Annotated in this window: 7 protein-coding genes and 1 pseudogene; 5 read left to right on the top strand and 3 right to left on the bottom strand. The window is 62.3% G+C overall.

Features of this window, described 5'->3' with window-relative positions:
* Nucleotides 1-63: 63 nt before the first annotated feature.
* Both N5D53_RS05715 and ubiA read left to right on the top strand, forming a co-directional pair.
* A complete protein-coding gene (locus tag N5D53_RS05715) occupies nt 64-621 on the top strand; it encodes a chorismate lyase (protein ID WP_012054112.1) in 558 nt (185 codons plus the stop codon).
* Complete coding sequence (gene ubiA / locus N5D53_RS05720; RefSeq protein ID WP_004575206.1) at nt 621-1,511, top strand: 4-hydroxybenzoate octaprenyltransferase; 891 nt, start codon at nt 621-623, stop codon at nt 1,509-1,511. Before N5D53_RS05715 ends, ubiA begins: the two co-directional genes overlap by 1 nt.
* A gap of 33 nt (nt 1,512-1,544) precedes the next feature.
* Here ubiA and N5D53_RS05725 read toward each other — a convergent pair whose 3' ends face one another.
* Nucleotides 1,545-1,916 carry a hypothetical protein gene (locus tag N5D53_RS05725; RefSeq protein ID WP_020190123.1) on the bottom strand — a complete coding sequence of 124 codons (372 nt, stop codon included), beginning with the start codon at nt 1,914-1,916 and terminating at the stop codon, nt 1,545-1,547.
* Nucleotides 1,917-2,090: 174 nt separating this feature from the next.
* On the opposite strand from N5D53_RS05725, the gene phoB reads away from it, so the two are divergent.
* The 3 genes from phoB (at nt 2,091) to N5D53_RS05740 (ending at nt 5,650) form a co-directional block, all read left to right on the top strand.
* A complete protein-coding gene (phoB, locus tag N5D53_RS05730) occupies nt 2,091-2,780 on the top strand; it encodes a phosphate regulon transcriptional regulator PhoB (protein ID WP_003253341.1) in 690 nt (229 codons plus the stop codon).
* Nucleotides 2,781-2,828: 48 nt separating this feature from the next.
* Nucleotides 2,829-4,136: a phosphate regulon sensor histidine kinase PhoR gene (gene phoR, locus N5D53_RS05735; protein WP_020190122.1), complete on the top strand. Its 1,308-nt coding sequence runs from the start codon at nt 2,829-2,831 to the stop codon at nt 4,134-4,136.
* Between the two features lie 173 nt (nt 4,137-4,309).
* On the top strand, nt 4,310-5,650 hold the full coding sequence (locus N5D53_RS05740) for a hemolysin family protein (RefSeq protein ID WP_104886899.1): 1,341 nt from the start codon (nt 4,310-4,312) through the stop codon (nt 5,648-5,650).
* Nucleotides 5,651-5,662: 12 nt separating this feature from the next.
* On the opposite strand, the gene N5D53_RS05745 is transcribed toward N5D53_RS05740, so the two are convergent.
* Together N5D53_RS05745 and N5D53_RS05750 are read right to left on the bottom strand one after the other, a co-directional pair.
* Nucleotides 5,663-6,559, bottom strand: coding sequence for a peptidoglycan DD-metalloendopeptidase family protein (locus N5D53_RS05745; RefSeq protein WP_266023922.1), 897 nt, complete (start codon nt 6,557-6,559; stop codon nt 5,663-5,665).
* A 146-nt stretch (nt 6,560-6,705) separates the two neighbouring features.
* Nucleotides 6,706-7,037: pseudogene (locus N5D53_RS05750) on the bottom strand (response regulator); the annotation flags it as partial.

The following is a 7,037-nucleotide window of genomic DNA, read 5'->3' on the forward strand; positions in this document are numbered from 1 at the left end:
GCAAGCAGTTGGGGCAATCATGCTAAGCTCGCCGCCTCTCTGGCTGTAACAAAGCATACCGACGTGTCGTACGAATCCCCGCAAGCAGCCGCTGTCGCGTGGCTGCCGTATTCACAGCTGGCGACCGACATCGACCAGCCCACCCTTGACTGGCTGTTCGACGAGGGCTCGCTGACCCGCCGCCTGACCCGTCTGTCCATCGATCACTTTTCCGTCACCCCGCTGTTCGAGGGCTGGCAGCCGCTGCGCGATGACGAATGCCAAGCGCTGGGCATCGCTGCTGGCGCCGAAGGCTGGGTGCGCGAAGTGTACCTGCGCGGCCATGGCCAACCTTGGGTATTCGCCCGCAGCGTGGCCAGCCGCAGCGCCCTAGAACGTGGCGGTCTGGACCTGGAATCCTTGGGCAGCCGCTCGCTGGGCGAGCTGCTGTTCTGCGACCAGGCGTTCATCCGTCATCCACTCGAAGTGTGCACTTATCCACAGGCCTGGCTGCCGTCCGAAGCTGCACATGCGGCGCTGTGGGGCCGCCGCTCGCGCTTCGAGCGCAACGGCCTGGACCTGCTGGTGGCAGAGGTGTTTCTGCCGGCATTGTGGCAAGCGGCCAAGGAGGAAAACCGCTGATGTACCTGCAACTGCTCAAGTCGCTCAACCGCCTGCATCCACGGGCCTGGGACTTCGTCCAGCTCAGCCGCATGGACCGGCCGATAGGCATCTACCTGCTGTTGTGGCCGACCCTGTCGGCAGTGTGGATTGCCGGCAATGGGTCACCCACCCTGGCCAATGTGCTCATCTTCGGCCTTGGTGTGGTGCTGATGCGCGCCGCCGGCTGCTGCATCAACGACTTTGCCGACCGCAAGGTTGACGGCCATGTCAAGCGGACCGCCGACCGCCCCCTGGCCAGTGGCCGGGTGCGGCCACGCGAGGCGCTGACACTGTTCGCGATTCTGGTCGGGGTGAGTTTCCTGCTGGTGCTGTGCACCAACAGCCGCACCGTCTGGCTGTCGTTCGGGGCGGTGGCCTTGGCGTTCTGCTACCCGTTCATGAAGCGCTACACCTACTACCCGCAGGTGGTGCTGGGGGCGGCGTATTCGTGGGGCATTCCCATGGCTTTCACAGCCGCTGGCGGTGAATTGCCGGCCGGCGCCTGGCTGCTGTATATCGCCAACCTGCTGTGGACGGTGGGTTATGACACCTATTACGCCATGGTCGACCGCGATGACGACCTGAAAATTGGTGTGAAATCCACTGCGATCCTGTTCGGCGACGCTGATCGCAGCATCATCCTGACCCTGCAGTTGCTGTCGCTGGGCTGCCTGTTGCTGGCCGGTAGCCGCTTCGACCTGGGTGGCTGGTTCCACCTTGGGTTGCTGGGTGCGGCGGCTTGCTTTGCCTGGGAATACTGGTCAACGCGCAAGCTGGACCGGGAATCGTGCTTCAAGGCATTTCTGCACAACCACTGGGCGGGGATGCTGGTGTTTATCGGAGTTGTGCTGGATTACGCGTTGCGCTGAGTAGTTTGGGGCCGCAGAGCGGCCCCGGCTATATCATGGCTTGGCAACGTGCCAGACGTCTTTCATGCCGTCGCCGGTCATGTCACCGGCCTTCTTGTCCTTGATGAAGGTATACAGCGGCTTGCCGTCGTAAGCCCACTGCATCGAGCCGTCGTCACGCGTTACATGGGTCCATTTATCCTTCGGTGCTTCGTCTTCTTTCTTGACCATCAACGGTGGCCAGTTCTTGGCGCACTCGCCATTGCACATCGACTTGCCACCCGCATCCTTGTCAAAGGTGTACAGGGTCATGCCGGCATGATCGACCCACATGCCATCCTTCTCCATGGCATGGTGGGCCAACGCCACCCCCGGCAGCGCCAACGCAGTGAAAAGGGCCATCCAGCTCAGCGTATGTCGTGTCATTGGATTCACCATTGTTTCGGGGGGGAAATGAGTTCGGGTTGCCATCAAAGCGGCCCTCTGTAGCCTAGTTCAGTCACGGAATGTCGCCAGAACGGCCAACACCCTGTCACACAGCTGCAATAATTCCGTTATCTAATGCGGGCCAAGACACCGAATCCAGGAGAGGTTTTGAGCATGGTAGGCAGGAACATTCTGATCGTCGACGACGAAGCGCCCATTCGCGAGATGATCGCCGTTGCCCTGGAAATGGCCGGCTATGACTGCCTGGAAGCGGAAAACTCCCAACAGGCCCACGCGATCATCGTCGACCGCAAACCGGACCTGATCCTGCTCGACTGGATGCTGCCGGGCACCTCCGGCATCGAGCTGGCCCGCCGCCTGAAGCGCGACGAGCTGACCGGTGATATTCCGATCATCATGCTCACCGCCAAGGGTGAAGAAGACAACAAGATCCAGGGCCTGGAAGTGGGCGCCGACGACTACATCACCAAGCCGTTCTCGCCGCGTGAACTGGTAGCGCGACTGAAAGCCGTGCTGCGCCGCACCGGCCCGAGCGACAGCGAGGCGCCGATCGAGGTCGGCGGCCTGCTGCTCGACCCGATCAGCCACCGTGTGACCATCGACGGCAAGCCGGCCGAGATGGGCCCTACCGAATACCGCCTGCTGCAGTTTTTCATGACCCACCAGGAGCGCGCCTATACCCGCGGCCAACTGCTGGACCAGGTGTGGGGCGGCAACGTCTATGTCGAGGAACGTACCGTCGACGTGCACATCCGTCGCCTGCGCAAGGCGCTGGGTGAAGCTTACGAGAATCTGGTACAAACCGTCCGGGGCACTGGCTACCGTTTCTCGACCAAGAGCTGATCGAGTTCCCGAGCGCCAAGCTGCACGTCGTTGTACAAGGACCGTCAATTGAACCAGAACTGGCACGCAACCCTGATTCGCCATCTGCTGTTGCTGATTACCGTCTGCCTGATCGGCGGGCTGGTCAGCGGCTACTACGGCTGGAGCCTGGCCATTGGCCTGGCGCTCTATCTGGGCTGGACCCTCAAGCAACTGCTGCGCTTGCACGACTGGCTGCGCAATCACCAACCCGACGAAGCACCGCCCGATGGCTACGGCCTGTGGGGCGAGGTATTCGATAGCATCTACCACCTGCAACGCCGCGACCAGCGCGTACGGGGCCGCCTGCAGGCAGTGATCGACCGAGTGCAGGAATCCACCGCTGCGCTGCGTGACGCGGTGATCATGCTCGACAGCGACGGCAACCTGGAATGGTGGAACCGCGCCGCCGAGACTCTGCTGGGCTTCAAGACCCCACAGGACGGCGGCCAGCAAGTGACCAATCTGGTGCGCCACCCGCTCTTCAAAGAGTACTTCGAGGCAGAAAACTACCTCGAACCGCTGGAAATCCCTTCGCCGATCAATGACCGCATGCGAGTGCAGTTGCACATCACCCGCTACGGCAACAATGAACACCTGATGCTGGTGCGCGATGTCACCCGCATTCACCAGCTGGAACAGATGCGCAAGGACTTCGTCGCCAACGTGTCCCACGAGCTGCGCACGCCGCTGACGGTAATCACCGGCTACCTGGAAACCCTGCTGGACAACGTCGAGGACGTGAACCCGCGGTGGAGCCGCGCCCTGCAGCAGATGAGCCAGCAAGGCTCGCGCATGCAAACCCTGCTCAACGATTTGTTGCTGCTGGCCAAACTGGAAGCCACCGATTACCCATCGGACAACCAGCCGGTGGCAGTCGATGCCCTGCTCGCCGCCATCAAGAACGACGCCCAGGCCTTGTCCGGGCCGCGCAACCAGCGCATCAGCCTGGAAGCGGCGCCTGGCGTCAAGCTGAAGGGCAGCGAGTCGGAACTGCGCAGTGCCTTTTCCAATCTGGTGTTCAACGCGGTCAAGTACACCCAGGACGAAGGCAACATCCGCATCCGCTGGTGGGTCGATGCCCAGGGCGCACACCTGTCGGTGCAGGACTCGGGGGTGGGCATCGATGCCAAGCACTTGCCACGCCTGACCGAGCGCTTCTACCGGGTAGACTCCAGCCGTGCATCGAATACCGGCGGTACCGGGCTGGGGCTGGCAATCGTCAAGCATGTGCTGATGCGCCACCGCGGCAAACTGGAAATCAGCAGTGTACCGGGGCATGGCAGCACCTTTACCTGTCACTTTCCGCCAGCACAATTGGCCAACGAAAAGGCTTGAGATTGGGGCTGCGGCGCAGCCCTTCGCGAGCATGCCGGCGGCCACTGGGCCCGCAATGAGTCCGCTGCCCTTTGCTTTTACAGCCCCAGCCGCTACATTGGATCCCCTGTGCCAGCAAAAGCTGGCACTTTTTTTCTCTCTATCTCAAAGACGGACCCCGAAAAAACTCCATCATGGACCCTTCCTCTGGTATTAGCCTCACCTCGCTATTCGCCGACTTCGGCATGATCATCTTTGCCTTACTGCTGGTGCTGCTCAACGGCTTCTTCGTTGCTGCAGAGTTCGCCATGGTCAAACTGCGCGCCACACGCGTAGAGGCCATCGCCGAAAAGCACGGCTGGCGTGGCAACATCCTGCGCAAGGTTCACAACCAGCTCGACGCCTACCTGTCGGCCTGCCAATTGGGCATCACCCTCGCCTCGCTGGGCCTGGGCTGGGTGGGTGAGCCCGCCTTCGCCCACCTGCTGGAACCATTGCTGGCCTATTTCGGCGTGGACAGCGCCGAGCTGGTCAAGGCGATCTCGTTCTTCGTCGCCTTCTTCGTCATCTCGTACCTGCACATCGTGGTCGGCGAGCTGGCCCCCAAGTCCTGGGCTATCCGCAAGCCAGAGCTGCTGTCGCTGTGGACCGCCGTGCCGCTTTACCTGTTCTACTGGGCGATGTACCCGGCCATCTACCTGCTCAATGCCAGCGCCAACACCATCCTGCGCATTGCCGGCCAGGGCGAGCCTGGCCCGCACCATGAGCACCACTACAGCCGCGAAGAGCTCAAGCTGATCCTGCACTCCAGCCGTGGCCAGGACCCAAGCGACCAAGGCATGCGCGTGCTGGCCTCGGCCGTGGAAATGGGCGAGCTGGAAGTGGTCGACTGGGCCAACTCGCGTGAGGACATGATCAGCATCGACGCCCATGCGCCTCTGAAGCAGATCCTGGGCCTGGTGCGCCGCCACAAGTTCAGCCGCTACCCGGTGTACGACGCCGAGCGCGAAGAATTCACCGGCCTGCTGCACATCAAGGACCTGCTGCTGGAGCTGGCTGAGCTGGAGCACTTGCCAGAGACCATCGACCTGGAGGACCTTGCCCGGCCACTCGAACGCGTGTCGCGGCACATGCCGCTGGCACAGTTGCTGGAGCAGTTCCGTAAGGGCGGCGCGCACTTCGTGCTGGTCGAGGAAGCCGATGGCAAGGTGATCGGCTACCTGACCATGGAAGACGTGCTGGAAGTGCTGGTAGGCGACATCCAGGACGAGCACCGCAAGACCGAGCGCGGCATTCTCGCCTACCAGCCGGGCAAGCTGCTGGTGCGTGGCGACACCCCACTGTTCAAGGTCGAGCGCCTGCTGGGTATCGACCTTGACCACATCGAGGCCGAAACCCTGGCCGGGTTGATCTACGAGACGCTCAAGCGCGTGCCTGAAGAAGAGGAAGTGCTGGAGGTCGAAGGGCTGCGCATCATCATCAAGAAGATGAAAGGGCCCAAGATCGTCCTGGCCAAGGTGCTGAAGCTGGATTGATGGCACAATCGGTCAGGGGTTGCCGGCAGTGAAATCCGGTATCCCGCTGATCGGCCTGTCGAAGCGGTAAGGTATCGACTCCAGCGCCAACCCCACATTGCGCTGCACCACAAAATGCAGGTGCGGCCCAGTGCTGTTGCCGGTATTGCCCGACTTGGCCAGCATCTGGCCCTGCCGTACCCGTTGCCCCTCCGCCACCACCACCGAACCACGCATCAGGTGAAGGTAGACGCCCATGGTGCCGTCCGGGTGCAAAATCCTGACAAAGTTACCCGAGGGGTTGGGGCCGCGCCCGCTCTGGCTGTTCTGCGTCTTCACCACCACCCCTTCCCGCGCCGCGATGATGGGTGTGCCTTCGGGCATGGCGATATCCATGGCGTAGCGCCCTCGGGGCCCAAAATGACTGACACGGCCATTGGGGCCCTGAGTGACGCGGAACGGCCCGCCAATCCACGGGAACGCATAGCGGAAGCCTAGCGGCCGTTTGCCCGGATCACCCATGGCCTGCAGCAGGGTCGAACGGTAGTTCAGCAGCAGCCCGGGCCGCCCCCTGAGCACACTGAGCATCTGCGTGGTGCGCGGTGGCAGCAGCCGGCGCACGATACGCGGGGCATCACCGCCTTGTGCGTTGACCAGGTTGTCCAGCCGCAACTCTACCTCTACCGGCACATGCAGCTCGTTTCGTGCCGAAAAGCTCACGCCACCGTCGAAGGTTTTCGCGTTCAGCAGTACCTGGCCCTCGAGCGTTTCGACCATGGGTTCGAGCAACACCAAGGGCTTGGCGCCGGGGCCAGGGCGGTCGGAATAGGAGACGACACCGGAATCGTCAGTGATCTTGTAGAGCGTCACGCCCTGGCTCGACGCCGAGGCCATGAGCAATGCACAGAACAGCAGCAGGCGCGCGGGCATGATAGTGGCTTTTTGACAGTTATGATCTGTCGAAGCCTAGCAGCGGGTTTTACGGTAGGTATTGCAGTTGGTCGGATGGGGCAACTCGGGCTTGGGCAGGAGCACCCGTGTGCTGCTCCTGCCCAAAGCATGACGCGGGGCCGGGTTCAGGCACCGGGGGTGAAGTGCTTCTGCGCTGTGCCGCGGGCAATCAACCGAGACAGGTAGTCGAGCTTCTGGGCATCCTGGTCGACAAACTTGAACGTCAACTGCAACCAGTCGCTGTCAGGTTTTGGCTCCAGCGCCGCCACCGCATGCAGGTAGCCGTTCAGGCGAGCGACTTCGGCACTTTCGCCCTGCTCCAGGTCCAGCACCGCACCTTCCAGCACCTGTGGCAGCGCTTCGTTGCGGCGTACCACCAGCAGTGCCTCTTTCAGGCTCAAAGCCTTGATCACGCATGGCTGCATGCCACTGGCCAGGCGCAGCTGGCCCTGGCCAC

It is taken from the genome of Pseudomonas sp. GD03862, from assembly GCF_029840855.1.
GTDB lineage: Bacteria > Pseudomonadota > Gammaproteobacteria > Pseudomonadales > Pseudomonadaceae > Aquipseudomonas > Aquipseudomonas alloputida.

Excerpts from the sequence above, each read along its gene's own strand:
- ubiA (WP_004575206.1), top strand. The coding sequence starts at position 621 with ATGTACCTGCAACTGCTCAAGTCGCTCAACCGCCTGCATCCACGGGCC.
- N5D53_RS05725 (WP_020190123.1), bottom strand. The coding sequence starts at position 1,916 with ATGACACGACATACGCTGAGCTGGATGGCCCTTTTCACTGCGTTGGCG.
- phoB (WP_003253341.1), top strand. The coding sequence starts at position 2,091 with ATGGTAGGCAGGAACATTCTGATCGTCGACGACGAAGCGCCCATTCGC.
- N5D53_RS05740 (WP_104886899.1), top strand. The coding sequence starts at position 4,310 with ATGGACCCTTCCTCTGGTATTAGCCTCACCTCGCTATTCGCCGACTTC.
- N5D53_RS05745 (WP_266023922.1), bottom strand. The coding sequence starts at position 6,559 with ATGCCCGCGCGCCTGCTGCTGTTCTGTGCATTGCTCATGGCCTCGGCG.